This is a genomic window from Pseudomonas sp. KH_040, assembly GCF_057839305.1.
Window position 1 is genome coordinate 6,379,421 of sequence record NZ_CM174487.1, and the last position, 26,392, is coordinate 6,405,812.

28 protein-coding genes and 1 other RNA gene are annotated in these 26,392 nt (G+C 60.1%); 11 read left to right on the forward strand and 18 right to left on the reverse strand.

Features of this window, described 5'->3' with window-relative positions:
* Positions 1–32: 32 nt before the first annotated feature.
* From AC3IUF_RS28525 to AC3IUF_RS28555, 7 genes are all read right to left on the reverse strand, one after another.
* Positions 33–1,649 (reverse strand): ABC transporter permease, encoded by a 1,617-nt coding sequence (locus tag AC3IUF_RS28525; protein WP_414894584.1) that lies wholly within the window; start codon positions 1,647–1,649, stop codon positions 33–35.
* A 245-nt stretch (positions 1,650–1,894) separates the two neighbouring features.
* Positions 1,895–2,899, reverse strand: a complete 1,005-nt coding sequence (locus tag AC3IUF_RS28530) for an extracellular solute-binding protein (protein ID WP_016772637.1) — start codon at positions 2,897–2,899, stop codon at positions 1,895–1,897.
* Positions 2,900–3,063: 164 nt separating this feature from the next.
* A complete protein-coding gene (locus AC3IUF_RS28535; protein WP_162835966.1) occupies positions 3,064–4,281 on the reverse strand; it encodes a 2-octaprenyl-3-methyl-6-methoxy-1,4-benzoquinol hydroxylase in 1,218 nt (405 codons plus the stop codon).
* A 9-nt stretch (positions 4,282–4,290) separates the two neighbouring features.
* Positions 4,291–4,776, reverse strand: coding sequence for a DUF4442 domain-containing protein (locus AC3IUF_RS28540; RefSeq protein WP_007911204.1), 486 nt, complete (start codon positions 4,774–4,776; stop codon positions 4,291–4,293).
* Positions 4,769–5,956, reverse strand: coding sequence for a 2-octaprenyl-6-methoxyphenyl hydroxylase (ubiH, locus tag AC3IUF_RS28545; RefSeq protein ID WP_038359031.1), 1,188 nt, complete (start codon positions 5,954–5,956; stop codon positions 4,769–4,771). The genes AC3IUF_RS28540 and ubiH overlap by 8 nt, the downstream gene beginning before the upstream one ends.
* A complete protein-coding gene (pepP, locus tag AC3IUF_RS28550) occupies positions 5,953–7,287 on the reverse strand; it encodes a Xaa-Pro aminopeptidase (protein WP_007911201.1) in 1,335 nt (444 codons plus the stop codon). The genes ubiH and pepP overlap by 4 nt, the downstream gene beginning before the upstream one ends.
* A gap of 27 nt (positions 7,288–7,314) precedes the next feature.
* The gene (locus AC3IUF_RS28555; RefSeq protein ID WP_134176010.1) at positions 7,315–7,875 is read right to left on the reverse strand and encodes a YecA/YgfB family protein; all 561 of its coding nucleotides are present in this window, start codon (positions 7,873–7,875) and stop codon (positions 7,315–7,317) included.
* 130 nt (positions 7,876–8,005) lie between these two features.
* Between AC3IUF_RS28555 and AC3IUF_RS28560 the strand changes: the two genes are divergently transcribed.
* From AC3IUF_RS28560 to AC3IUF_RS28575, 4 genes are all read left to right on the forward strand, one after another.
* Positions 8,006–8,215, forward strand: a complete 210-nt coding sequence (locus AC3IUF_RS28560) for a TIGR02449 family protein (RefSeq protein ID WP_007911197.1) — start codon at positions 8,006–8,008, stop codon at positions 8,213–8,215.
* Entirely contained in the window at positions 8,212–8,529 is a 318-nt protein-coding gene (locus tag AC3IUF_RS28565) for a cell division protein ZapA (RefSeq protein ID WP_007911195.1), read from the forward strand. The genes AC3IUF_RS28560 and AC3IUF_RS28565 overlap by 4 nt, the downstream gene beginning before the upstream one ends.
* Positions 8,530–8,559: 30 nt before the next feature.
* Positions 8,560–8,738: non-coding RNA, 6S RNA (gene ssrS / locus AC3IUF_RS28570), on the forward strand.
* Between the two features lie 81 nt (positions 8,739–8,819).
* Positions 8,820–9,425, forward strand: a complete 606-nt coding sequence (locus tag AC3IUF_RS28575; RefSeq protein ID WP_489279905.1) for a 5-formyltetrahydrofolate cyclo-ligase — start codon at positions 8,820–8,822, stop codon at positions 9,423–9,425.
* Positions 9,426–9,461: 36 nt separating this feature from the next.
* On the opposite strand, the gene AC3IUF_RS28580 is transcribed toward AC3IUF_RS28575, so the two are convergent.
* A complete protein-coding gene (locus AC3IUF_RS28580; protein WP_007911192.1) occupies positions 9,462–9,617 on the reverse strand; it encodes a hypothetical protein in 156 nt (51 codons plus the stop codon).
* A 198-nt stretch (positions 9,618–9,815) separates the two neighbouring features.
* Here AC3IUF_RS28580 and AC3IUF_RS28585 point away from each other — a divergent pair, with 198 nt between their 5' ends.
* Entirely contained in the window at positions 9,816–10,268 is a 453-nt protein-coding gene (locus AC3IUF_RS28585; RefSeq protein ID WP_489279907.1) for an EVE domain-containing protein, read from the forward strand.
* 139 nt (positions 10,269–10,407) lie between these two features.
* Here the strand turns inward: AC3IUF_RS28585 and AC3IUF_RS28590 are convergent, their stop codons facing one another.
* Positions 10,408–10,815 carry a flagellar basal body-associated protein FliL gene (locus AC3IUF_RS28590; protein WP_027610485.1) on the reverse strand — a complete coding sequence of 136 codons (408 nt, stop codon included), beginning with the start codon at positions 10,813–10,815 and terminating at the stop codon, positions 10,408–10,410.
* A gap of 150 nt (positions 10,816–10,965) precedes the next feature.
* On the opposite strand from AC3IUF_RS28590, the gene AC3IUF_RS28595 reads away from it, so the two are divergent.
* On the forward strand, positions 10,966–11,943 hold the full coding sequence (locus AC3IUF_RS28595; RefSeq protein ID WP_007911184.1) for an NADPH:quinone oxidoreductase family protein: 978 nt from the start codon (positions 10,966–10,968) through the stop codon (positions 11,941–11,943).
* A gap of 54 nt (positions 11,944–11,997) precedes the next feature.
* Here AC3IUF_RS28595 and AC3IUF_RS28600 read toward each other — a convergent pair whose 3' ends face one another.
* Together AC3IUF_RS28600 and AC3IUF_RS28605 are read right to left on the reverse strand one after the other, a co-directional pair.
* Entirely contained in the window at positions 11,998–12,612 is a 615-nt protein-coding gene (locus tag AC3IUF_RS28600) for an energy transducer TonB (RefSeq protein WP_007911182.1), read from the reverse strand.
* Between the two features lie 187 nt (positions 12,613–12,799).
* Positions 12,800–13,417, reverse strand: coding sequence for a hypothetical protein (locus tag AC3IUF_RS28605; RefSeq protein WP_007911180.1), 618 nt, complete (start codon positions 13,415–13,417; stop codon positions 12,800–12,802).
* Between the two features lie 224 nt (positions 13,418–13,641).
* On the opposite strand from AC3IUF_RS28605, the gene glpT reads away from it, so the two are divergent.
* Positions 13,642–14,991, forward strand: a complete 1,350-nt coding sequence (glpT, locus tag AC3IUF_RS28610; RefSeq protein WP_007911178.1) for a glycerol-3-phosphate transporter — start codon at positions 13,642–13,644, stop codon at positions 14,989–14,991.
* Here glpT and AC3IUF_RS28615 read toward each other — a convergent pair.
* The 7 genes from AC3IUF_RS28615 to AC3IUF_RS28645 form a co-directional block, all read right to left on the reverse strand.
* On the reverse strand, positions 14,967–15,635 hold the full coding sequence (locus AC3IUF_RS28615) for a gamma-glutamylcyclotransferase (RefSeq protein WP_095112845.1): 669 nt from the start codon (positions 15,633–15,635) through the stop codon (positions 14,967–14,969). The two genes, glpT and AC3IUF_RS28615, sit on opposite strands and share 25 nt — an antisense overlap.
* A gap of 222 nt (positions 15,636–15,857) precedes the next feature.
* Positions 15,858–16,826 (reverse strand): CDP-6-deoxy-delta-3,4-glucoseen reductase, encoded by a 969-nt coding sequence (locus AC3IUF_RS28620; protein WP_016985911.1) that lies wholly within the window; start codon positions 16,824–16,826, stop codon positions 15,858–15,860.
* Positions 16,826–18,292 carry a 4-hydroxy-3-polyprenylbenzoate decarboxylase gene (gene ubiD, locus AC3IUF_RS28625; RefSeq protein ID WP_489279908.1) on the reverse strand — a complete coding sequence of 489 codons (1,467 nt, stop codon included), beginning with the start codon at positions 18,290–18,292 and terminating at the stop codon, positions 16,826–16,828. The genes AC3IUF_RS28620 and ubiD overlap by 1 nt, the downstream gene beginning before the upstream one ends.
* An 80-nt stretch (positions 18,293–18,372) precedes the next feature.
* A complete protein-coding gene (locus AC3IUF_RS28630; protein WP_447787431.1) occupies positions 18,373–20,334 on the reverse strand; it encodes an acyltransferase family protein in 1,962 nt (653 codons plus the stop codon).
* A gap of 138 nt (positions 20,335–20,472) precedes the next feature.
* Complete coding sequence (gene rho / locus AC3IUF_RS28635) at positions 20,473–21,732, reverse strand: transcription termination factor Rho (protein WP_003229334.1); 1,260 nt, start codon at positions 21,730–21,732, stop codon at positions 20,473–20,475.
* Positions 21,733–21,982: 250 nt separating this feature from the next.
* Positions 21,983–22,312, reverse strand: coding sequence for a thioredoxin TrxA (trxA, locus tag AC3IUF_RS28640; RefSeq protein WP_003206727.1), 330 nt, complete (start codon positions 22,310–22,312; stop codon positions 21,983–21,985).
* Positions 22,313–22,432: 120 nt separating this feature from the next.
* Positions 22,433–23,140 carry a FadR/GntR family transcriptional regulator gene (locus AC3IUF_RS28645; RefSeq protein WP_489279910.1) on the reverse strand — a complete coding sequence of 236 codons (708 nt, stop codon included), beginning with the start codon at positions 23,138–23,140 and terminating at the stop codon, positions 22,433–22,435.
* 256 nt (positions 23,141–23,396) lie between these two features.
* On the opposite strand from AC3IUF_RS28645, the gene AC3IUF_RS28650 reads away from it, so the two are divergent.
* Genes AC3IUF_RS28650 through AC3IUF_RS28665 form a run of 4 tightly spaced genes read left to right on the forward strand, consistent with a single transcriptional unit; the run spans position 23,397 to position 26,243 of the window.
* The gene (locus AC3IUF_RS28650) at positions 23,397–24,182 is read left to right on the forward strand and encodes a transporter substrate-binding domain-containing protein (protein WP_007911166.1); all 786 of its coding nucleotides are present in this window, start codon (positions 23,397–23,399) and stop codon (positions 24,180–24,182) included.
* Positions 24,183–24,203: 21 nt separating this feature from the next.
* Positions 24,204–24,872, forward strand: coding sequence for an amino acid ABC transporter permease (locus AC3IUF_RS28655; RefSeq protein ID WP_007911165.1), 669 nt, complete (start codon positions 24,204–24,206; stop codon positions 24,870–24,872).
* Positions 24,869–25,519 (forward strand): amino acid ABC transporter permease, encoded by a 651-nt coding sequence (locus tag AC3IUF_RS28660; protein WP_007911158.1) that lies wholly within the window; start codon positions 24,869–24,871, stop codon positions 25,517–25,519. Before AC3IUF_RS28655 ends, AC3IUF_RS28660 begins: the two co-directional genes overlap by 4 nt.
* Positions 25,506–26,243, forward strand: coding sequence for an amino acid ABC transporter ATP-binding protein (locus tag AC3IUF_RS28665; protein WP_007911148.1), 738 nt, complete (start codon positions 25,506–25,508; stop codon positions 26,241–26,243). Before AC3IUF_RS28660 ends, AC3IUF_RS28665 begins: the two co-directional genes overlap by 14 nt.
* Positions 26,244–26,392 lie beyond the last annotated feature (149 nt).

The window sequence follows — 26,392 nt, forward strand, 5'->3', positions numbered from 1 at the left end:
CGCATTGTAGCCGCATGATTCAGGACTGACGACTAAGTGTTTCTGTGCGCAGAACGGCGAATCAGTCCGATGACCGGCAATAAGCCGACCAGAACCAGCGTCAACGCCGGCAATGACGCCCGTGCCCATTCGCCTTCGCTGGTCATTTCAAAGATCCGCACCGCCAGCGTGTCCCAGCCAAACGGGCGCATCAGCAGGGTCGCGGGCATTTCCTTGAGCACATCGACGAACACCAGCAACGCGGCGCTCAGCGTGCCGGGCAGCAACAGTGGCAGATACACTTTGAAAAACAGTCGCGGCCCACTGACACCGAGGCTACGTGCTGCTTCGGGCAAAGATGGCCGTATACGCGCCAAGCTGTTTTCCAGCGGGCCGTACGCGACAGCGATGAAGCGCACCAGATAGGCCATCAGCAGAGCGGCCAGACTGCCGAGCAGCAGCGGTTTGGCAGCGCCGCCGAACCAGCCTGACAGTGGGATCACCAGCTCACGGTCCAGATAACTGAACGCCAGCATGATCGACACCGCCAGCACCGAACCCGGCAAGGCGTAACCGAGGTTGGCCAGACCAACCCCGGAGTTGATCGCTGGCGTCGGCGCCAGTCGCCGAGCGAACGCTAGCAGTAGGGCAACACTGACCGTAATCAGCGCCGCCATGCCGCCCAGATACAGGGTATGCAGGATCAGCCCGGCGTAACGCTCATCCAGATCGAAACGTCCACGCTGCCAGAACCAGACGATCAGTTGCAGCATCGGGATGACAAAAGCGCAGGCGAAGACCAATCCGCACCAGCTCATCGCCGCGAGCGCCTTGAATCCACGCAGGTGGTACAGCGCCTTGACCCGTGGCCGCTCGTTGCTTGCCCGATTAGCCCCGCGCGCACGGCGTTCACCGTAGAGCACCAGCATCACCACCAGCAGCAACAGGCTGGCCAGTTGCGCCGCGCTCGACAGGCTGAAGAAGCCGTACCAGGTTTTGTAGATCGCCGTGGTGAAGGTGTCGAAGTTGAACACCGACACCGCGCCGAAATCCGCCAGGGTTTCCATCAGCGCCAGCGCCACACCCGCACCGATGGCCGGCCGCGCCATCGGCAATGCCACGCGCCAGAAGGCTTGCCACGGCGATTGCCCGAGCACCCGCGCCGCTTCCATCAAGCCCTTGCCCTGCGCGAGGAACGCGGTGCGCGCCAGCAGGTAAACATAGGGATAGAAGACCAGCACCAGCACGATGATCACCCCGCTGGTGGAGCGCACCCGTGGCAGGCGCAGGCCGGTGCCGAACCATTCGCGCAGCAAGGTCTGCACAGGGCCGGCGAAGTCGAGCAGGCCGACGAAAACGAAGGCCAACACATAGGCGGGAATGGCGAAAGGCAGCATCAGTGCCCAGTCGAGCCAGCGCCGCCCGGGGAATTCGCAGAGGCTGGTGAGCCAGGCGAGGCTGACACCGAGCAGCGTCACACCGACACCGACGCCGACGACCAGCGTCAGAGTGTTGCCCAGCAGGCGTGGCATCTGGGTTTGCCACAAGTGCGACCAGATCTGCTGATCGATGGTTTGCCAGGAGAGCAGCAGGACACTCAGGGGCAACAGCACCAGCGCGGCGATGGCGAAGACGATGGGGTACCAGCGGCGTTGGGCGGGGTGGGCCACTTTTGGGTCTCTGGGGGGATTGGGGTGTTCTTGGATTAGGTATTTCAGGTTGGGATTGTTGCCCTCACCCTAGCCCTCTCCCAAAGGGAGAGGGCTAGGGTGAGGTGCTCATGCAAGCTACATCGAACTGAGATATTGAGTCGAACTCAAGTTTCGAAAACAACACAGATCGGCTCCCTCTCCCTTGGGAGAGGGCTGGGGTGAGGGGCTGCGATCTTGAAGCAGACAAGTCTATCGGAAAAGCCTCAATTCCAACCCGCCCGATCCATCATCCGGATCGCTTCAGCCTGACGCTTGCCCGCCACTTCCACCGGCAACGTATCGGCAATGAACTTGCCCCACGCCGCTACTTCTTCCGAAGGCGCCACCGCCGGGTTAGCCGGGAATTCCTGGTTCACATCAGCAAAAATCTTCTGCGCCTCAGGCGTGGTCATCCACTCAACCAAAGCCTTGGCCGCTTCCGGGTGCGGCGCATGTTTGGTCAAGCCAATGCCGGACAGGTTCACGTGCACACCACGATCGGCCTGGTTCGGCCAGAACAGTTTCACCGGCAACTCCGGTTTCTGCTTGTGCAGGCGGCCGTAGTAGTACGTGTTGACGATGCCGACGTCGCACTGCCCGGCGTTGATCGCTTCGAGCACCGCAACGTCATCGGAGAACACGTCGGTGGACAGGTTGTTGACCCAGCCCTTGAGGATCTTCTCGGTCTTCTCGGCGCCATGGACTTCGATCATGGTCGCGGTCAGCGACTGGTTGTAGACCTTCTTCGCCGTGCGCAGGCACAGGCGCCCTTCCCAGTTCTTGTCGGCCAGCGCTTCGTAGGTGGTCAGCTCGCCCGGCTTCACGCGTTCGGTGGAGTAGGCGATGGTCCGCGCGCGCAGGCTCAGGCCAGTCCAGGCGTGAGTGGACGAGCGATATTGCAGGGGAATATTGGCGTCGATGGTTTTCGAGGTGAACGGCTGCAAGATGCCCATCTGCTCGGCCTGCCAGAGGTTACCAGCGTCGACGGTGAGCAGCAGGTCGGCGGTGGCGTTTTCACCTTCGGCCTTGATGCGCTGCATCAGCGGCGCTTCCTTGTCAGTAATGAACTTGATCTTCACCCCGGTCTTGGCGGTGTAGGCATCGAAGACCGGTTTGATCAGTTCATCGATGCGCGACGAGTAAACCACCACCTCATCAGCGGCCTGGGCCGTGGTGCTGCCGATCAGGGTCAAGGCCAGTGCGGTCAGAAGACGCTTGGGTGCCAACATGGGAGTGGTCTCTCGGTCGGGAAATGTGGGCCAAATGATAAGGACTCACATTTACCACCTCAATCGAACTCTTTTTGAAGGAGTTACCAGATGTTGCATGATTGACCGCCACCCCTGTAGGAGTGAGCCTGCTCGCGATGAGGCCATCAGCAGCAACGAAAAGATCAAGGCTTTGCGAGCGCCGGAAGATCACCCGTCAACCCGAGGGCCTCCCGCACAAACAAAGCCTTCGCCTCCGGCATCTGCTCAACCAGCTTCAACCCGGCATTCCTTAACCAACGCACCGGCAACGGATCAGCCTGAAACAACCGCTCAAACCCTTCCATCGCCGCCATCAACGCCAGGTTATGCGGCATGCGCCGACGCTCGTAACGGCTCAACACCTTCACATCGGCCAAACGCTCACCGCGTTCCGCCGCCTGCAACAGCACTTCAGCGAGCACCGCCGCATCAAGGAAACCCAGATTCACACCCTGCCCCGCCAACGGGTGAATGGTGTGCGCCGCATCGCCGATCAACGCCAAGCCTTCAGCCACATAGCGTTTGGCGTGGCGCTGACGCAGCGGCACGCACAGTCGCGGGTCAGCACTGATTACCTCACCAAGACGCCCCTCAAAGGCGCGCTCCAGCTCACGGCAGAAATCCGCTTCATCCAGCGCCATCAAACGCTCGGCCTCGCTCGGCGTGGTCGACCAGACGATCGAACACCAATCCTGCTGCCCGTCACGTTCCAATGGCAAAAACGCCAACGGCCCGTGATCGGTAAAACGCTGCCACGCGGTCATCTGGTGTGGTTTGCTGCTGCGCACACTGGTGACGATGGCGTGGTGCAGATAATCCCACTCACGCGTCGCCACACCGGTCAGACGTCGCACTGCCGAATTGGCGCCGTCAGCGGCAATCACCAGCGGCGCGCGTAACTGTCGACCATCGGCCAGCGTCAGCAGCCAGTCATCGCCCGAGCGGCGCATCTGTTCCAGCCGCGCATTGGCCAGCATGCCCAGATCGCAATCGTGCAAACGGTCGAGCAAGGCATCCTGCACCACGCGGTTCTCGACGATATGACCGAGTACCTCGGCATGCACGCTGCTCGCCGAGAAATGAATCTGCCCGGTGCCGCTGCCGTCCCAGACGTGCATGTCGGTGTACGGGCTGCTGCGGCGTTTGGCGATGCCGTCCCACACGCCAAGGCGTTCGAGAATCCGCTGACTGGCGGCCGACAAGGCGCTCACGCGCGGTTCAAACGCCGCGTCGGCATCGAACGGTTTGACGCTCAGCGGGCTGCCATCGAGCAGCAGGACTTCCAGCCCGCTGTCCTGCAGCGCCAACGCCAAGGCGCTGCCGACCATTCCGGCTCCGACAATCAGCAGATCTGCGCGCATTTCCATGCTTTAAGCCTGTCTCGCTTGCGGCTTGAGCCGCACGTAAAGGGTTTTACCGACCCGCGCCACCAGATTGCCGGCGCCGTCATGAATGTCGACCTGCAACTGCGGCAGGTACTTTTCGCCATTGGCGGTCTGCCGGCGAACCTCGGCGAGCAAGGTCTCGTCGATCGTGAACCGGGCGAACACCGGGCCTTTGCCCGGCGCAATGAAATCGATGTCGGCAGCCTTGTCCCAGACGATGTACTTCGATCCGAGGTTTTCCATGAGCATCAGCATGAAGAACGGATCGACCATCGAATACAGACTGCCGCCAAACTGCGTGCCGACGTAGTTGCGGTTGTACCAGCCCAGCCCCATCGACACCTGCACGTCGCGAAAATCATCGCTGATGTGCCGAACCCGAACACCGGCGCCTAGATATGGTGGGTAGAACGTCATGATCCAGCGCATCAACCGCGCCTTGCCGAACGAACGGATCAACCAGTTACGCATCCGGACGCGTTCCCAAACCCATGGCCTGACGCGCAAACCAGCGCTTGGCCGGCGGCAACAGATCGAGACCGAGCAAACCGATGTTGCGCCCCAGCGAAACCAGCGGCTGCGTGCTGCCGAACAGGCGCGTGACCTGATCGGAAAAACCGACGGTGAGGTCCTGATCGAGGCGCTGCCGCTCGCGATAAGCCTGCAACGTGGCGAAGTCGCCCAGCGGCTTTTCACTGGACAACAACGCGGCGGCCAAGGCATCGGCATCACGCAGCGAGAGGTTGAAACCCTGCCCGGCTATCGGGTGCAGGCTATGCGCAGCATTACCGAGCACGGCCAGATGCGAACGCACCTGCTCTTCGGCTTCGACCAGCGTCAGCGGATACAAATGCCGTGCGCCAACCTGCTTCAAAGTTCCGAGGCGATAACCGAACACACCCTGCAATTCGCTGAGGAAATCGCGCTCGCTCAAATCGGCCAAGCGCTGCGCGTCCATGCCCAGACGCGTCCAGACCAGTGCGCAGCGGTTGTCCGGCAGCGGCAGCAGCGCCATCGGGCCTTCGTCGGTGAAACGCTCGAAGGCCATGCCGTTGTGCGCTTCACTCGGGGTGATGTTGGCGATCAGCGCGCTCTGGTTGTACGGACGCTTGCGCACGTTGATGCCTAGCTGTTCGCGCAGACCGGAACGACCGCCATCGGCGAGCACTGCGAGGTCGCACTCAAGGGTGGTTTCATCGTTGAGGGTCAGGCGATAGCCATCGGGCAGCGGCTCCATGCGCGTGACTTCCGCCGGGCAGCGCCAACTGATCACGTCTTTATCGATGTGCTGCCACAGGCACTGGCCGAGCCAGGCGTTTTCCACCACGTAACCGAGCGCTGGCACGCCCTCTTCCATCGCCGACAAGCGCGCGGTAGAGAAACGGCCACGGTCGGACACGTGAATCTGTTTGATCGGCTCGGCGCGACGGGAGATTTCCTGCCACACGCCCAAGCGTTGATAAATCTGCCGGGAGCCGAAGGACAACGCCGACGAACGTGCGTCGTAGCTCGGCTGCCAGCTGTCGCCGGGAGCGAACGGCTCGATCAGCACGATCTTCCAGCCTCGCGCCTTGGCGCCGGCCTGTAAGGCCAACGCCAGACTGGCGCCGACCAGACCGCCACCGATGATTGCCAGATTGACTCGACTCATGCCGCGTGTGTCCTTGCTTGCGCCATCAGCGCTTCGATGTCGGCGACGGTTTTCGGCACGCCGCTGGTGAGGATTTCACAACCGGTTTTGGTCACCACCACGTCGTCCTCGATGCGCACGCCGATGCCGCGCCATTTCTTCGCAACGTTCTGATTGTCCGGAGCGATGTAGATGCCCGGTTCCACGGTCAGCGCCATGCCGACTTCCAGCACGCGCCATTCGCCGCCGACCTTGTACTCGCCGACGTCGTGTACATCCATGCCCAGCCAGTGACCGGCGCGGTGCATATAGAAAGCTTTGTAGGCTTCACTGGCGATCAATTCATCGACCTCGCCTTGCAGCAATCCGAGCTTCACCAGCCCCGTGGTAATCACTCGAACCGTGGCTTCGTGCGCCTGATTCCAGTGCTTGTTCGGGGCGATTTCAGCGAACGCGGCTTCCTGCGAGGCCAGTACCAATTCGTAGATCGCTTTCTGCTCGGGCGAAAACTTGCCGTTGACCGGCCAGGTGCGGGTGATGTCGCTGGCGTAGCAATCGATCTCGCAGCCAGCGTCGATCAACACCAGATCGCCGTCCTTGAGCACTGCGTCATTCTGCTGGTAATGCAGGATGCAGCTGTTGCGCCCGGCGGCGACGATGGAACCGTACGCGGGCATTTTCGCCCCGCCCTTGCGGAATTCGTAGTCGAGTTCGGCTTCGAGGCTGTACTCGTGGAGCCCGGCCCGACTGGCTTGCATCGCGCGGATGTGGGCTTGCGCCGAGATCCGTGCGGCTTCGCGCATCACCTTCACTTCCGCCGCCGATTTATACAGGCGCATGTCGTGCAGCAGATGATCCAGGGCAACGAATTCGTTCGGCGGCTGGGCGCCAAGATGCGCCTTGGAGCGGATGACGTTGATCCAGTCCATCAAGTGGCGATCGAATTCGGGGTTGCTGCCCATCGCCGAATACACCCGGTCACGGCCTTCGATCAGGCCCGGGAGGATGTCGTCGATGTCGGTGATCGGGAAAGCGTCGTCGGCGCCGAAGTCGCGGATCGCGCCCTCCTGGCCTGCGCGCAAGCCGTCCCACAATTCGCGTTCGGCGTTGCGCTCACGGCAGAACAGCACGTATTCGCCGTGCTCGCGGCCGGGCATCAAAACGATGACGGCTTGCGGCTCGGGAAACCCGCTGAGGTACTGGAAGTCGCTGTCCTGGCGGTAGACGTGCTCGACGTCGCGGTTGCGAATGGCCACCGCGGCGGCGGGCAAAATCGCAATGCTGTTGGGTTCCATCTGCGCCATCAGGGCCTTGCGGCGACGGCTGTATTCCGCTTTCGGGATATGGGTCATGGGCAGATGGCTTTCCCTGGCACGCGATTAATGCAGCGACGGCTTGGCGGCTGGCGGCACGTCGGCTTTCTTGGTTTCCGAGAACAGCAGCAGCGGCGCGACGCGCAGGTACTCCATGACTTCCATGTAGTCGGTCTCGCCGTCTTCGGATTCTTCGAGGGCGTCTTGCACCTGAGAAATGGCCGCCAAGTCCTGCAGCACTTCGGTGGCTTCCGTGCTGAGCATGCTGCTGTCGCGGCAGTTCAGGCCGAAACCGCTGAGGAAGCCCTGGCACCATTCGCCCAGTGCAGCGGCGCGGTCGGCCAGTGGCGCATCATCGGTCGGCAGCAGCAGGACGACAGTGACGTCGTCGCCGGTCAGTTCACCTTTGACCATCTCTTGCAGGCCGATCAAGGCGTTACGGACGTTGTCCTGGATATCGCCTTCGAGCAGTTCGGCGGCGTCGATCAACCAGCCTTCGTTATCGAAGCCGGCACCGGCGCAGCTGCGTCCGAGCAGCACGCCGTGCAGTTCGGCAGGCGAGACGTTGTGGCCGCTGGCAGTCAGCAGGGTGGCAAAGGCTTGGTACGGGGAATTCGCAATGGTCATGGGCAGCTAGGCGCCAGACGGCGCTATGTCTAGAATGAAGGCCTTGTATCCTACATCGACAGACTCGCCAAGACTATTAAAGGCTGTCCGCCAGCTATCCCATCAGACAGACTCCGACCCAGTGGACACAATGGAAGACACCGACCTGCAAGCGCTGATGGCCAGACTCGAACTGCTGATTGGCCGAGTCGAGCAACTTAAGAGCCAAAACGCACTCTTACTAGCTCAGGAAAAGACCTGGCGCGAGGAACGCGCTCACCTCATTGAAAAAAACGAAATCGCCCGGCGTAAGGTCGAATCGATGATTTCGCGCCTCAAGGCCCTGGAGCAAGACTCATGAGTTCAAGCAATAGCGTCACCGTGCAGATCCTCGATAAAGAGTATTCGATCATCTGTCCGCAGGAAGAACGCAGCAATCTGGTCAGCGCCGCGCGCTACCTGGATGGCAAGATGCGCGAAATCCGCAGCAGCGGCAAAGTCATCGGCGCCGATCGCATTGCTGTGATGGCCGCGCTGAACATCACTCACGACCTCTTGCACAAAGAAGAGCGCCCGGACATCCAGGCCAGCGGTTCGACCCGTGAACAGGTGCGCGACTTGCTTGATCGTGTCGATCTGGTGCTCGCCGACGATCAGACCACCACCAAGGGCTGATTCGACTGGCCGCTTGCGGTATACTCGCGGCACTCCCTGGGGTGCTTGCCAGTTGACGATGTCCCTGAGCCGATTCGCACTACCCTGGAAGTTGCACGTTGGGCTGGTGTGCATGTCCGCTAGACGGAAAGCCTTAAAGTCTACTGCATCTTCCACCTTGAACTTTCGGGTTCAAGGGCTAAGTTGACAGCGGTTCATCCGGGGAGCCTGATTCGAATCCGATGTCGGTGAAAACCGCCATCGGATTTTTTATGCGTACGTTTTTGCACCCATCCTGCCGAAGCCGAACCATGACCGAACCCGCGCTGCTGCCCCGCCCGCAACTCCGCCGCCTGCTGCGCAAGGCGCGCCGTTCGCTGAGCAAAAGCGAACAACGCCAGGCTGCCAAGGGCCTGTACCGGCAATTGGCGCAAGACCCGCACTTTCGCCGGGCCAGACACATCTCTTTGTATTTGCCCACCGACGGTGAAATCGATCCGCGCCTGCTGCTGCGTGAAGCCCAGCGTCGCGGCAAAGCGACCTACCTGCCGGTGCTCAGCGCCTGGCCGCGGACCAAGATGGTTTTCCAGCGCATTCGTCCCGGGGAAAAACTCAAACCCAATCGCTTCCGCATTCTCGAGCCGCGCGCCAATCTGGCGCAGCAACGCAAAGTCTGGGCGCTGGATCTGGTGTTGTTGCCGTTGGTAGGGTTTGACGATGTCGGCGGGCGCCTGGGCATGGGCGGCGGTTTCTATGATCGCAGTCTGGGGTATCTGGTTCGACGCAAAAGCTGGCGCAAGCCGACGTTGCTGGGGCTGGCCCATGAATGTCAGAAGGTCGAGCGGTTGGCGCAGGCGAGTTGGGATGTACCGTTACAGGGCACGGTCAGCGACAAGGCGTGGTATTTCGCAGGATAGGACGCCGCGCAGATCAGCGGCGTCGAAAAAGCCGTTTCAGCGCTTGAAGGCTGTCGACTGTTGAACCTGTTGCGCGACTTCGATCGGCGCATCGGCCTTATTGGCCCACAGGCTCTGCGCGTAACCGGTGGTCACGACGCCCAGGCCGAACAAAATTACCAAAGTCCATAGTAAATCCGGTTTGCGTTTCATCGATTGCCCCCCTCAAGGCACATCATCACGATGACAGCAGCGGTTTCCGTTTGTAGGCCGTGCAGCAGCGTCAAGCTTTAAAGGCCGGCATTTTGCGACAACGTGAACCTGCGCGCAAACGCTGACGTCAACCGACTGTCGGTTTGTCATAAAATTGCCCGACAACCTGCCCAATGACCGTTTCAGGAGCACAAAACCATGGCCTATTGGCTGATGAAGTCCGAGCCCGACGAACTCTCGATCAAAGGTCTGGAAAAACTCGGCAAAGCGCGCTGGGACGGGGTTCGCAACTATCAGGCGCGCAACTTCCTGCGTGCGATGGCGGTGGGCGATGAGTTCTTTTTTTACCATTCCAGTTGCCCGGAGCCGGGAATTGCCGGAATCGGCAAAATAATCGCAGCGGCGTACCCGGATCCCACCGCACTGGAGCCGGAAAGTCATTACTTCGACCCGAAGGCTACAGCGGAGAAAAATGCCTGGAGCGCGATTGACGTTGAACACGTCGAGACGTTTGCGCGGGTGTTGAAGCTGGATTATCTGAAGCAGCAGATCGCGTTGGCCGAGATGCCGTTGGTGCAGAAGGGATCGCGGTTGTCGGTGATGCCGGTGACGGCTGAGCAGTGGGCGGCGGTGATCACCCTCAAACCCTGATTTATTTGGCGCCTGCCATAATGCAATCGCTGGCAAGCCAGCTCCCACAGGATTTGCGATGGAACACAATATTGTGATCGCCGCAGAACCTTGTGGGAGCTGGCTGCCAGCGATGAGGCCGGCCCGGACAACAGAAGATTTATTGAATGATCAGGTTGTTGAACAACAGATCTTCAACCACCGGCTTGCCGGTCTCGTCATTCATCACTTGCTGGGTCTGTTTCAGCGCTTCCTGACGCAGCTTCTCTTTACCTTCGATGCTGCCCATCGCCTCGGTGGTCTGCTGCGTAAACAACGCCACCAGTTGATTACGGATCAGCGGCTCGTTGGCCTTGACCAGTTTGGTCGCTTCTTCACCAGTCACGCGCAATGCCACATCGGCCTTGTAGACCTTGAGCTTCGGCGTGCCGTCCAGCCCGTAGTTGCCCACAAATGGCGGGCTCAGGGTGATGTAGTTGACCTTCGGCGCCTCGCCTTCTTTGGCTTCTTCGGCCAGCGCTGCCACAGGCAGAGACAGGGCCAGCAACAACATGATCCACGCTTTCACAATTCGCTCCTTATCCGGTTTGCGGCCTAGCATAACGACCCGCCGCGCAAGCACAAGCTTATGGCTGACTATCAGGGGCGGGCATGCTCGTTGACCCGTTGACTGACACACCTACACTTATCGGCCATCACTCCCAAAGGAATAGCCCTGATGAAAGCCGTGCTGTGCAAAGCCTTCGGCCCTGCCGAATCGCTGGTGCTGGAAGACGTCGCCAGTCCCGCCCTGAAGAAGAACGAAATCCTGCTGGACGTGCACGCCGCCGGGGTCAACTTCCCGGACACGCTGATCATCGAGGGCAAATACCAGTTCAAGCCGCCCTTCCCGTTCTCGCCGGGCGGAGAAGCCGCAGGCGTGGTCCGCGAAGTCGGGGAAAAGGTCAGCCACCTCAAGGTTGGTGACCGGGTCATGGCGCTGACCGGTTGGGGCAGCTTCGCCGAACAGGTCGCGGTACCGGGCTATAACGTGCTGCCGATCCCGCCGTCGATGGACTTCAATATCGCTGCCGCCTTCAGCATGACCTACGGCACCTCGATGCACGCGCTCAAGCAACGCGCCAACCTGCAACCGGGCGAAACCCTGCTGGTGCTCGGCGCTTCCGGCGGTGTCGGCCTGGCGGCTGTGGAAATCGGCAAAGCCATGGGCGCCCGCGTGATTGCTGCCGCCAGCAGCGCCGAGAAACTCGCGGTGGCCAAGGCTGCGGGCGCCGATGAGCTGATCAACTACAGCGAAACCAGCCTCAAGGACGAAATCAAACGCCTCACCGACGGCCAGGGCGCCGATGTGATTTACGACCCGGTCGGCGGCGACCTGTTCGACCAGGCCATCCGCGCCATCGCCTGGAATGGCCGCCTGCTGGTGGTCGGCTTCGCCAGCGGGCGCATTCCGGAGTTGCCAGTCAATCTCGCCCTGCTCAAAGGCGCGGCGGTACTCGGCGTGTTCTGGGGCTCCTTCGCCCAGCGCCAGCCGCAAGACAATGCGGCGAACTTCCAGCAATTGTTCGGTTGGTTTGCCGAGGGCAAGTTGAAGCCGCTGGTGTCGCAGGTCTATCCGCTGAGCAATGCCGCACAGGCGATCAATGACCTTGGCCAGCGCAAGGCTGTAGGCAAGGTTGTGGTGCAGGTTCGCTGAGTGACCTTTCGATAAAGGCCAGAATGTCCGGTTCGGTTGTACTGGCCTTTGCTATCAAAGCAACTCACGAATATCCGCCGGCAACAGGCTCATGAATTTGCGCGCAGGGCTCTCTCGACAAGCCCTGACAATCTTTTCAACCTGCCGATTCATCCTGGCAATCATCGCCAGACGCTGTGCCTCCGGTAGCTGAGTTTTATGGAAGACGTTCGATAGATAGGCGCGGGTTTGTGCGAACACCGTCGAATCGATCCATGAGTACTCTGCAATGTTGGCGAGGTTGTCGTTAACTGCACGGCATCGCAAGGCTTTCAGTTGCTGGTTGACGTGAATGGATTGATCCAGATCGAGCCGAAAGACTATCGGCGCGACGACTTCCTGCTTTTCGGGTTTGTCCTCCTCTACAGCCCAAGGCTTGAAACGCCACTGCACCAGCGCAACTCTGACCGCTTCAGCCAGATCGGGGTGGTCGCTTTTCAGAATGCTGATTTCGCTGACCGAGCCATCCGCCCTGACGATGAAACGAGCCTTAACCTCTCCCGTAATCCCGGCCCTGGACAATGCCAGTGGATAAATTGGTCGGGGGTTGTCTTCGGGAATCAACAGCGCTCCCGCCGCTTGCACGACACCGCCGACCAGCAACAAAAGCAACGCCACAATCCACCGCATGATCCGCCCCCTGAGCACCCGAATGCCGATCCCGGCAACAGCACAAAGGTTACGGAGCTATGGCGTTTAACTGAATGGCGCAACTTCTGCTTTGGACGCAGGACGTTTCCCAAGACACGACGGTAAATCGGGCGAACGCACCACGCGAATGCTCAAAGGTAACTTTTCTGACGGACCCTATACCGTTTCAGCCTGCAATATCGCCTGGCATCAGATGTTCCTGAACCTTCTCGCTACGCGACTTGATCAACTGCCCCTTGTCATCGAAACGCAAAACAATCAGCCAGTCATAAACATCCACCGGCCATTTCGGCTGACCGATCAGTGCCGGGCCGTCTCCGCCGAACGCCGCAATCAGTTTGTTGATGTGGCTGTGGTGCCAGGCGATCAGCACGGTTTTCGCCTGATTATTCTTGCGCAGCGAGCTGACCAGTTTGTCGACGTCGTTATTGGCGTAGGGCTGCTCGATCGGCAGTTGCAGGCGCTGGGACAGTGCAATCAGCGTCTGTCGCGGGCGGATGCTTTCCGGGCTGTCGGCGGTAGCGATCAGACGTTGGGGTGTGAGTGTCTGGTCGTCCAACTGCAACGAGGTGAAATAGTCCGCGTAAGCCGCGGCGCGCTGTTCGCCCCGGGCATTGAGTTCTCGGCCGACATCAGGCTTTTCTGCATGGCGGATGATCAATACGGTGACATTGCGCAGACCTGGTGCTGCAGAACCTTGGGCGAAGCTCAGTGCCAACACTGAAACAGTCACCGCTGCGACCATCAACAGTCTGGGCAATAGCCTGCGAACTTTCCGGGTCATCGCTTATCTCGAGATATCAGTCGATCTGTAGATCGCGAGTCTAAGTCACAACGTCCCGAGCGTGACAAAAACGCCCTGTTCTTACAGCTGAGCGACAGGTTCGTAAAGGAACACGCGACTTCCAACATTTTCCGCTATTTGCTCGATGCGAACCGGTGCTATTTTCGGTAACGAAACTGTAACATTCGCATCCGCAGTCAAAACAAGAAATCTGGAGCTCTTGAATGTTTGCTTTCTTTCGTCCTGCCGCACATCAGGCTCCATTGCCTGAAGAAAAAATAGACAGCACCTACCGACGCCTGCGCTGGCAGATCTTCGCCGGTATTTTCTTTGGCTACGCGGGTTACTACCTGCTGCGCAAAAACTTTTCCCTGGCCATGCCGTACCTGATCGACGAAGGCTACAGCCGCGGCGACCTGGGTCTGGCGATGTCGGCAATCGCCATCGCTTATGGTTTGTCGAAATTCCTCATGGGCCTGGTGTCCGACCGTTCCAACCCGCGCTACTTCCTGCCGTTCGGCCTGCTGGTCTCGGCCGGGGTAATGTTCATTTTCGGTTTCGCGCCTTGGGCAACGTCCAGCGTGACCATGATGTTCATTCTGCTGTTCATCAACGGCTGGGCCCAGGGCATGGGCTGGCCGCCAAGTGGCCGGACCATGGTGCACTGGTGGTCGCAGAAGGAGCGTGGCGGCGTGGTGTCCGTATGGAACGTGGCGCATAACGTCGGCGGCGGCCTGATCGGCCCGCTGTTCCTGCTCGGCATGGGCTTGTTCAACGACTGGCATGCAGCGTTCTACGTACCGGCAGCGGTAGCGCTGGGCGTCGCGGTGTTCGCGTTCATCACCATGCGCGACACCCCGCAATCGGTTGGCCTGCCGCCGATCGAGAAGTACAAGAACGATTACCCGGAAGGCTACGACGCCAGCCACGAAGACGAATTCAGCGCGAAAGAGATCTTCGTCAAATACGTGCTGCGCAACAAAATGCTCTGGTACATCGCCATGGCCAACGTCTTCGTCTATCTACTGCGCTACGGCGTACTGGACTGGGCACCGACGTACCTGAAGGAAGCCAAGGGTTTCACCGTCGATAAAACCTCGTGGGCCTATTTCTTCTACGAATGGGCGGGTATCCCGGGCACGCTGCTGTGCGGCTGGATGTCGGACAAGATCTTCCGTGGCAACCGTGGCTTGACCGGCATGGTGTTCATGGCACTGGTGACCGTGGCAACGCTGGTCTATTGGCTGAACCCGGCCGGCAACCCGACCGTCGACATGATCGCGCTGTTCTCGATCGGCTTCCTGATCTACGGCCCGGTGATGCTGATCGGCCTGCAAGCGCTGGAGCTGGCACCGAAGAAAGCCGCTGGCACCGCTGCGGGTTTCACTGGCCTGTTCGGTTATCTGGGTGGCTCGGTCGCGGCCAGTGCGGCGATGGGCTACACCGTGGACCATTTCGGCTGGGACGGTGGTTTTGTCCTGCTGGTGGGCGCTTGCCTGCTGTCGATGGCCTTCCTGGCCCCGACGCTGTGGCACAAGCAAGTCGCCAGTCAGAGCCGTGAAGCAGTCGCTTGATCGACCTGTGACTGACAGCGCTTGAGCCGCGCCTCCAGATTGCGATCTGGCATGGCGTGGCTGCGCAGGGCGTGCGCGGTCTGCTCGACATAATCGCGAGTGGTACCGTAACGCCCGCTGGCGCTTTCGAACACCTGGCTCAGCACGTGATCCGGCAAGTTGCCGGCATAGCTGGGCAGGTGACGCTCCAACACAAATCCCAAGGCCTGAACCTGACTGCCATCTTCAAGACGGCAGTTGAGCCAGTGTGGCCGATAGGACGGCACCGGCATCTCGCGTTTCCACAGCGCATAGAGTGCGGTATCGAGATTGTCTTCCGGCAAGCGGTAGGCAAAGCCACTGCACGAACCGCCACGATCCAGACCAAACACCAGACCAGGCATTTCCGGCGTACCGCGGTGCTCGTGCGACCACAGGTACAGGCCGCGATGGTAGCCATGCACACGTCCGCGCACCCGCTCCACCGCCGAACACTCCGGCCGCCAGATCAGCGAACCATAGGCGAACAGCCACACCGGCCCGCCCTTGTGGCGCGCCATGGTCGATTGCATGGAAGCGAGAAGTTGTTCGTGCGTCAGCTGCGGCCCAAGATCGAGCCGCGGAGGGTAATTCAAATTCAGAAAAGCGTTTTCAATGGCGCTCATGGCGAATAGCGTTCAGCTCCCCGCGGGTGAAGAATTACTTAATAGAACGCACCGCTGTAACAATAAGGCACATATGTTTTAAGGCAATTTGAGTGCCATGGCACAGTTCTTAATTGATTGCCTGATTGATATATAACCTAGCGGTATTTATGCAATTACATAAATACCGATCGGCTATATAGGGAGTTATAACGGATTCAGCACGAGGCTCAAGAGCGCGGCTCAAGAGCGCGGGGCGTAAGCGAACACATCGGCACGCATTTGATGGGCATCCATCCCGGCTTCGACCAAGGCGTCGAGGGTGCCGTAGACCATGGCCGGCGAGCCGCTGGCGTAGACGTGCAGCGGTTTCAGGTCAGGGAAGTCTTCACAGACTGCCTCGTGCAGCATGCCGCAGCGCCCTTCCCAGCCGCATTGATCACTGACGACTTTGTGCAGGAACAGGTTAGGCAACTTCAGCCATTCGTCCCAATGTTCGATCTCATAAAAATCTTCTGGGCGGCGCACGCCCCAGTACAGATGCACCGGGTGTTTGAAGCCGTTGGCGCGGCAATGCTCGATCAGCGCATGAATCTGGCCCATGCCGGTGCCGGCGGCGACCAGCACCAACGGCCCGTCGGGCAGCTCGGCCAGATGCGTATCGCCAAACGGCAGCTCGACACGCACCATGGCGTTGCGTTGCAGCTGTTCGATCAGGCTCAGTGCACTGGCTTCGCGCGCCAGCACGTGGATTTCCAGATCACGCCCGCCATGCGGTGCCGAGGCCATGGAGAACGCCGACTTCTCGCCGTTCTCGCGCTCGATCATCAAGTATTGCCCGGCGTGATAACGCGGTGGCTTGCCCGCCGGCGCACGCAGACGCACGCGCCAAGTGTCGCCGCCCACATCGCGGCATTCGATGACCTGACACGACAGGCTGCGCACCGGCAGTTCTCCCAGCGCGAGCACGCCATCCCACAGCAGGATGCAGTCTTCCAGCGGCTCGGCTATGCAAGTGTAGAACTCGCCGTGGTCGTGCACCTTGCCGTCCTGCGCAACGCGGCCTTCAACCAGCAGCGCCGCACACACATGACAATTGCCGTTGCGGCAGCTTTGCGGGCATTCGTAGCCCAGGCGCCGCGCACCATCGAGAATCCGCTCGCCGGGCTGTATCTCAAGCACTGCTCCGGAGGGCTGCAAGGTTACACGCATCAATCTATTCCTAACTGATTCCAGAGGGCATCGATCCGTTGGGTGACGGCGTCGTCCTTGACGATCACGCGGCCCCACTCGCGAGTGGTTTCGCCCGGCCACTTGTGGGTGGCATCGAGGCCCATTTTCGAGCCCAGGCCGGAGATCGGCGAGGCGAAATCGAGGTAGTCGATCGGCGTGTTATCGATCATCACCGTGTCGCGCTTGGGATCCATGCGCGTGGTGATGGCCCAGATCACGTCGTTCCAGTCGCGGGCATTGATATCGTCGTCGGTGACGATAACGAACTTGGTGTACATGAACTGTCGCAAAAACGACCAGACACCGAGCATCACGCGCTTGGCATGCCCCGGATACGACTTCTTCATGGTCACGATGGCCATGCGGTAAGAGCAGCCTTCCGGCGGCAGGTAGAAGTCGGTGATCTCCGGGAACTGCTTTTGCAGGATCGGCACAAACACTTCGTTCAGCGCCACGCCGAGGATTGCCGGCTCATCCGGCGGACGGCCGGTGTAGGTGCTGTGGTAGATCGGTTTGATCCGGTGGGTGATGCGCTCGACGGTGAACACCGGGAAGCTGTCGACTTCGTTGTAGTAACCGGTGTGGTCGCCGTACGGGCCTTCATCGGCCATTTCGCCCGGATGGATCACGCCTTCGAGGATGATTTCGGCGGTGGCCGGCACTTGCAGGTCGTTGCCACGGCACTTGACCAGTTCGGTACGGTTACCACGCAAGAGCCCTGCGAAAGCGTATTCGGAAAGACTGTCCGGCACCGGCGTCACGGCGCCGAGAATGGTCGCCGGATCCGCGCCAAGGGCCACCGACACCGGGAACGGCTGACCCGGATGCTTCTCGCACCACTCGCGGAAGTCGAGGGCGCCGCCACGGTGGCTGAGCCAGCGCATGATCACCTTGTTGCGGCCGATCACTTGCTGACGGTAGATACCGAGGTTCTGGCGGTCCTTGTTCGGGCCTTTGGTGACGGTCAGGCCCCAGGTGATCAGCGGGCCGACGTCGCCGGGCCAGCAGGTCTGCACCGGCAGCATCGCCAGATCGACATCGTCGCCTTCAATGACCACTTCCTGGCACACCGCGTCTTTGACGACTTTCGGTGCCATCGAGATGATCTTGCGGAAGATCGGCAGTTTCGACCACGCGTCCTTCAAGCCCTTCGGCGGCTCCGGCTCCTTGAGGAAGGCCAGCAGCTTGCCGATTTCGCGCAGCTCGCTGACCGACTCGGCGCCCATGCCCATCGCCACCCGCTCAGGGGTGCCGAACAGGTTGCCGAGCACCGGGATGGCGTAGCCAGTGGGTTTCTCGAACAGCAGCGCCGGGCCCTTGGCTCGTAGCGTGCGGTCGCACACCTCGGTCATCTCCAGCACCGGCGAGACGGGAATCTGGATGCGTTTCAACTCTCCGCGCTGCTCAAGCTGCTGCACGAAATCCCGAAGATCCTTGAATTTCATTGACGATGGCACCCTCAAAATAGGCGTACATCCTACCTGCTCTGACGGGCAAACAGCAGCCCGTCAGTGCCCGGGATCGCTCAATTCTGACTGGCACCCAGCAGGATCGGTGCAAACAACGGGCTCAATCGGGCACTGCCGACGTCGGAAAGGTGGTCCGCATCCTTGTACTGCGAGTGGCCGTCAACATCGATGGCGCAGAGCCCTTCCTTGCACATCAGCGGCGTCGGATCGATGACGTGCACACCGGAATCGGCGGCGCTCATCGAGCCGAACAGGTCAGTGAAAAACTGCTGGCGGGCCAGATGCTCACTGAGCGGACGACCAAGGCCTTCTGCTGAACGGCCGATCCGGGCCAGGCTGGTCAGGCGGTCGATATAGCTCTTGTGCTGCAGCGGCACTTCCTTGAACAGCCAGACTTGCACGCCGGCTTCGCGCAACTCGGCCACACGCGCCTTGATGGCGTTGGCCATACGCTGCTCTGACTGACGCGGGTTGTCCTTGCGATCAAGCAGGAATTGCCGATCCCCATCGCCGTCTTCGCGACCATATACGTACAGGCTCCAATTCGCCGCCAGCACCACGTCCTTGATCCCCAGACTCGTGACGCGGTCCATATTGCGCTGGTTGAAGTCCTTGCACTGCGGGCGCAGGCTGTCATCGATGATCGGCGGGCAACCCGTCAGGCTGTACAACCACACTGGCTGCACCATGCGACTGGCATTGCCTTCGATGGCGGGCAACAACGCTGCGGCGTGACTGTCGCCCCAGAACATTTTTGTCGCCGCAATATTTTCCTCACCGCCCACCAGACAGGACTTGGTCAGCGCCTTGTCGGTGCTCAAGTGCATGCACTTCGACTGCCCTGCGTTCCATTCGCGTGATTGCGCATATTCCAGCGCCTTGCCGCTCAGGCGCTGCGGAATACCATCTGCCGAGCGGATTACCGAGCCGGTAATCGCCAGCACGGTAATCGACACCAAGCCACCGACCAACACCGAGTTACGGCTGGCAAACACGCGCTTTTCACGGAAGGGCAGTTCGATATAGCGCAGGCTCAGCCACGCCAGCACCAACGCCAGGGCGATCCAGCCGATGGCTTCGAGCGGCTGGATACCATCGATGGAAATCGCGTTGGCATACACATAGACCGGCCAATGCCACAGGTAAAACGAGTAGGACAGCAAGCCGATCCAGACCAGAGCCCGGACACTCAATAACCGGCCAGCCCATGTCTCCCCCTGGGCGCCCGACCAGATCAACGCCGTCGTGCCCAATACCGGCAACAGCGCCGCCCAACCCGGGAACACTGTGGTTTTGTCGAAGGTAAACACCGCCACCAGCACCGCCGCCAGCCCGGCCAGGCCAACGGACTGCCGCAGCCATGGCCGCGCAACATGCTTGGGCACGGGCATTACCGCCAACATCGCACCGCAGAGCAATTCCCAGGCGCGGGTCGGCAGGGCGAAAAAGGCAAACTCCGGCCGGCGTTCGATATAGATGATGTTCAAACCGAACGACACCAGCAGCACGGCAAACAGCATCCAGCGCCAATGACGGACGTAGCGCATCAGCAAGACCATCATCAACGGGAAGAAGATGTAGTACTGCTCTTCCACCGCCAGCGACCAGGTATGCAGCAACGGCTTGAGTTCCGACGCCGGCGCAAAGTAGCCGTCTTCACGCATGAACAGAATGTTGGAAATGAACAGCGACTGGTAACGAATCGTCCGCCCGAGTTCAGCCAGGTCTTTGGCTGTCAGCAACAGCCAGCCTAAAGCCAGCGTCACCACCACAACCACAGTCAACGCCGGCAGAATGCGCCGGGCACGACGGCCCCAGAAGTCGAGAAAACTGAAACGCTGGGCGCTGATTTCGCGGAACAGGATCGAGGTGATCAGGAAGCCGGAAATGACGAAGAACACATCAACGCCGACAAAACCGCCGCTGAATGTAGTGAATCCGAAATGAAACAGTACGACGGGAATAACCGCCAGTGCCCGTAATCCGTCGATATCACGGCGATTGCCAAACGTGTGCATGAAAAAACCTTACCTGTTCTGGATACAAAATCCCTTGAAGGCGCGAAGTTATCAGCCGCGCAAACTTCAATCCAGATACAAATAATTCAAGGCAAAAAAAAGCGCCCTTTCGGACGCTTTTTTCAAACGGCTTGCGTATTACTTGCGCTTCATCGACAAGAAGAACTCGTCGTTGGTCTTGGTCGTCTTCAGCTTGTCGACCAGGAACTCGATGGCAGCCACTTCGTCCATCGGGTGCAGCAGCTTGCGCAGGATCCACATACGCTGCAGTTCGTCGTCGGCAGTCAGCAACTCTTCGCGGCGGGTGCCGGAGCGGTTGATGTTGATGGCCGGGAACACACGCTTCTCGGCGATCTTGCGATCCAGAGGCAGTTCCATGTTGCCGGTACCCTTGAACTCTTCGTAGATCACTTCGTCCATCTTCGAGCCGGTTTCAACCAGCGCGGTGGCGATAATGGTCAGCGAGCCGCCTTCTTCGATGTTACGCGCAGCACCGAAGAAGCGTTTCGGCTTCTCGAGGGCGTGGGCATCGACACCACCGGTCAAGACCTTGCCGGAGCTCGGGATCACGGTGTTGTAGGCACGGGCCAGACGGGTGATGGAGTCGAGCAGGATCACCACGTCTTTCTTGTGCTCGACCAGGCGCTTGGCCTTCTCGATCACCATTTCAGCGACCTGCACGTGACGGGTCGGCGGCTCATCGAAGGTCGAGGCAACCACTTCGCCGCGCACGGTGCGCTGCATTTCGGTTACTTCTTCCGGACGCTCGTCGATCAGCAGCACGATCAGGTGAACTTCAGGGTTGTTACGGGCGATGTTCGCTGCGATGTTTTGCAGCATGATCGTTTTACCGGCTTTCGGCGGTGCAACGATCAGACCACGCTGGCCTTTGCCGATCGGGGCGCACAGGTCGATTACACGACCGGTCAAGTCTTCGGTGGAACCGTTACCGGCTTCCATCTTCATGCGCACGGTCGGGAACAGCGGGGTCAGGTTCTCGAAGAGAATCTTGTTTTTCGCGTTCTCGGGACGATCGAAGTTGATCGTGTCGACCTTGAGCAGGGCGAAATACCGCTCGCCTTCCTTCGGAGGGCGGATCTTGCCAACGATGGTGTCACCGGTGCGCAAGTTGAAACGGCGGATCTGGCTTGGCGAGACGTAGATATCGTCCGGGCCGGCCAGGTAGGAAGCGTCAGCGGAGCGCAGGAAGCCGAAGCCGTCCTGGAGAATCTCCAGCACGCCATCACCGGAGATTTCCTCGCCGCTTTTCGCGTGCTTTTTCAGCAGGGAGAAAATCACGTCCTGCTTGCGCGAACGGGCCATATTTTCTATGCCCATCTGTTCGGCCAATTCGAGCAGTTCGGTAATCGGCTTTTGCTTGAGTTCAGTCAGATTCATATAGGAATGACGTAATCATTTATGGAGGGGGGGAAATTAAGCTTTTGGCTTAATGAGGCCGCGCCGCGGAGAAGGCGACAGGATCGCGAACTAATTCGAAAAGGAGTGCGTCGGCGACGGCTAGCAGGGGGCAATGGAGAAACCAGTGCGGGGCCGAATGTACCACCTGAGTTTCGGAGCGTCTAGCCCTGAATACGCAAAAAGCCCCGCTATTTTGCGGGGCTTTTTTTCAGGCACTTTACAGCGACGCTTAGATGTTGGCGTCGAGGAAAGCCGCCAGTTGCGACTTCGACAGGGCGCCGACTTTGGTCGCTTCAACGTTGCCGTTCTTGAACAGCATCAGCGTCGGGATACCACGCACGCCGTGCTTGGCCGGGGTTTCCTGGTTTTCGTCGATGTTCAGTTTGGCAACGGTCAGCTTGCCTTTGTAAGTCTCGGCAATCTCGTCCAGAACCGGAGCGATCATTTTGCAAGGACCGCACCATTCAGCCCAGTAATCGACCAGGACAGCGCCTTCGGCCTTGAGTACGTCGGCTTCGAAGCTAGCGTCGCTAACGTGTTTGATAAGATCGCTGCTCATGGAATTCTCCAGGTTGTAAGCAAAAAAACGTGGCCCATCATAGCCGCCCTTCCCCTGTTCAGGAAGCCGCAGTTGATTGAGTCTTGCTATGGCACTCGATGAGTTTGGGTATAGCTCAAGTCACGCCGTGGCGGGGGCAATGAAGGAAATTCCGGTGCGCAGGGCCGCGTTGCGCACATGTTCCTGCATGGCTTTTTGCGCAGCGCCGGACGCCCGACGTGCGAGGGCGCGCAGGATCTTGCGGTGCTCCTGCCAGGTTTCCAGCGCACGTTCGGCGCGGATGAACGGTAGTTTCTGGCTCTCCAGGAACATCTCGGCGCTGGCGGTGAGGATGCTCAACATCGCCTGATTGCCGCTGGCCAGCAGGATGCGGCGGTGGAATTCGAAGTCGAGTTTCGCCGCAGCCTCAAAGTCGCCAGCCTTCAATTGCTCGCGCATGGCCGCGACATTGTCTTCCAGCGCATCCAGATCGAAAGTACTCAACGTCACCGCTGCCAGCCCGGCGGCAAACCCTTCGAGCGCATAGCGCAATTGAAAGATATCCAGCGGCGACGCTTGCGCCGCAAATGACCACCCCGGCGCGCTATCGCCGCGCGACAATTCCACTGGCGACTGCACGAACACGCCTTTGCCCGGCTGAATACTGACTACACCCAACGCACTCAGCGAGGACAACGCCTCACGCAAAGACGCCCGGCTGACGCCCAGTTGCAGCGCCAGGTCCCGCTGCGAAGGCAAAGCATCACCCGCACCGAAACCCTGTTCGGTGATCAGTTTGCGGATCGCTTGCAGCGCCACTTCGGGTACCGCACGGGAAATCGAATTCATGGTTTTTCGGACGCGCCAGGCCAATGTGCGGCTAGTTGTAAAGCTATTCGGCGAGTCCGGCAAGTCGTGCCCCAGCGGGGTTCGGTGAACCACGCCGGTGCGCCATGGCAGTGCGAAAAACAACCTGACTGTTCAGACCAGTAAGACCGAACAAACCCGCTAAAACCATGGCCTGCCGGGGCGAAAACCGCGTATTGGCACGGCCCGTGCTCTGTCCGAACGCAGAAATCACTTCTCGCCGATCCGGAGATTGTCCATGACCAAGCGTTACAGCGCCCTCCTCGCCGCCCTGTTTTCCTCTCTGTTGCTCAGCCAGGCTCCCGCCCACGCCGACGGTCTCGACGACGTGGTCAAACGCGGCACGCTGAAAGTCGCCGTACCGCAGGACTTCCCGCCGTTCGGCTCGGTCGGCCCGGACATGAAGCCGCGCGGCCTGGACATCGACACCGCAAAACTGCTGGCCGACCAGCTCAAGGTCAAACTCGAACTGACCCCGGTCAACAGCACCAACCGCATCCCGTTCCTGACCACCGGCAAGGTCGACCTGGTGATCTCCAGCCTGGGCAAGAACCCGGAGCGTGAGAAAGTCATCGACTTCTCCCGCGCCTACGCCCCCTTCTACCTCGCCGTGTTCGGCCCGCCAGACGCGGCGATCGCCAGCCTCGACGACCTCAAGGGCAAAACCATCAGCGTTACCCGTGGCGCCATCGAAGACATCGAGTTGACCAAAGTCGCTCCGGAAGGCGTGACCATCAAGCGCTTCGAAGACAACAACTCGACCATCGCCGCCTACCTCGCCGGGCAAGTCGACCTGATCGCCAGCGGCAACGTGGTGATGGTCGCGATCAGTGAAAAGAACCCGAAACGCGTGCCGGCGCTGAAAGTGAAGCTCAAGGATTCGCCGGTCTACGTCGGCGTGAACAAGAACGAAGCGGCGCTGCTGGCCAAGGTCAACGACATCCTGACCACCGCCAAGGCTGACGGCGCCCTGGAAAAGAACTCGCAGACCTGGCTGAAAGAGCCGCTGCCGGCCGATCTCTGATCGACTGCGCGGGAGACCTTCATGGCTTATCAGTTCGATTTCATGCCGGTGGTGGAAAACACCGACCTGTTGCTGCGCGGGGCGCTGTTCACCCTTGAGCTGACGGCCATCGGTGCGTTGCTCGGGGTCGGCGTCGGGATTGTCGGGGCGCTGGTGCGGGCGTGGAACATCCGCCCGTTCTCGGCGATCTTCGGCGTCTACGTCGAGTTGATCCGCAACACGCCGTTTCTGGTGCAGTTGTTCTTTATCTTCTTCGGCCTGCCGTCGCTGGGCGTGCAGATTTCCGAGTGGCAAGCGGCGGTGCTGGCGATGGTGATCAACCTCGGAGCCTATTCGACGGAAATTATCCGCGCCGGCATTCAGGCGATTCCGCGCGGGCAACTGGAAGCCGCTGCGGCGCTGGCGATGACGCGCTTCGAGGCATTCCGCCACGTGGTCCTGCTGCCGGCGCTGGGCAAGGTCTGGCCGGCGCTGAGCAGCCAGATCATCATCGTCATGCTTGGCTCGGCGGTGTGTTCGCAGATCGCCACCGAAGAGCTGAGCTTTGCCGCTAACTTCATTCAGTCGCGCAACTTCCGCGCCTTTGAAACCTATGCGCTGACCACGCTGATCTACCTGTGCATGGCGCTGCTGATTCGCCAACTGCTGAACTGGATCGGCCGGCGCTACATCAGCAGGAGCCGCGCATGAGCGATTTCACTTTCTGGGACATCCTGCGCAACCTGCTCGTCGGCCTGCAATGGACGCTGGCGTTGTCGCTGGTGGCGTTTATTGGCGGCGGGATCGTCGGGTTGCTGATCCTGATCATGCGCATCTCGAAAAACTCTGTGTCGAGCAGCATTGCCCGCACCTGGATCGAGCTGTTCCAGGGCACACCGCTGTTGATGCAGCTGTTTCTGGTGTTCTTCGGTGTCGCCTTGGCGGGGATCGAAATCTCGCCGTGGATGGCCGCGGCGATTGCCCTGACCTTGTTCACCAGCGCCTATCTGGCAGAGATCTGGCGCGGCTGCGTCGAGTCGATCTCCAATGGCCAGTGGGAAGCCTCGGCGAGTCTGGCGCTCAATCCGCTGGAGCAACTGCGCTACGTGATCCTGCCGCAAGCGCTACGCATTGCCGTGGCGCCGACCGTGGGTTTCTCGGTGCAAGTGGTCAAAGGCACTGCCGTGACCTCGATTATCGGCTTCACCGAATTGACCAAGACCGGCGGCATGCTCGCCAACGCCACATTCGAACCGTTCATGGTCTACGGCCTCGTCGCCCTCGGTTACTTCCTGCTCTGCTACCCCTTGTCCCTCAGTGCGCGCTACCTGGAAAGGAGACTGCATGCCTCTGCTTAGAATTTCCGCCCTGCATAAATACTACGGCGATCACCACGTACTCAAAGGCATCGACCTCAGCGTCGAGGAAGGCCAGGTGGTGGCGATCATCGGCCGCAGCGGCTCGGGCAAATCCACCCTGCTGCGCACCCTCAATGGCCTGGAGTCGATCAACGACGGCGTGATCGAAGTCGACGGCGAATACCTCGACGCTGCCCGCGCCGATTTGCGCAGCTTGCGGCAGAAGGTCGGCATGGTGTTTCAGCAATTCAACCTGTTCCCGCACCTGACCGTGGGCGAAAACGTCATGCTCGCGCCGCAAGTGGTGCAGAAAGTGCCGAAGGCCAAGGCTGCGGAACTGGCGCGCGAGATGCTCGAACGGGTTGGTCTCGGGGAAAAATTCGATGCCTTCCCGGATCGCTTGTCCGGCGGCCAGCAACAGCGCGTGGCGATTGCCCGGGCGTTGGCGATGTCGCCGAAAGTGTTGCTCTGTGATGAGATCACTTCGGCGCTCGATCCGGAACTGGTCAATGAAGTGCTCAGCGTGGTGCGCCAGTTGGCCAAGGAAGGCATGACGCTGATCATGGTCACCCACGAAATGCGCTTTGCCCGCGAGGTCGGCGACAAACTGGTATTCATGCACCACGGCAAGGTGCATGAGGTGGGGGATCCGAAGGTGCTGTTTGCCAATCCGCAGACGGCGGAGCTGGCGAACTTTATTGGCACAGTTGAAGCAACAGCCTGAATCCGCCTCATCCTGATCGTTCCCACGCTCTGCGTGGGAATGTAGCCAAGGACGCAGAGCGTCCCAAAAGCGGACGCAGAGCGTCCAGTGAGGCATTCCCACGCAGAGCGTGGGAACGATCAGGTTCGGGGTGCGCGCTCCGGCGGTTT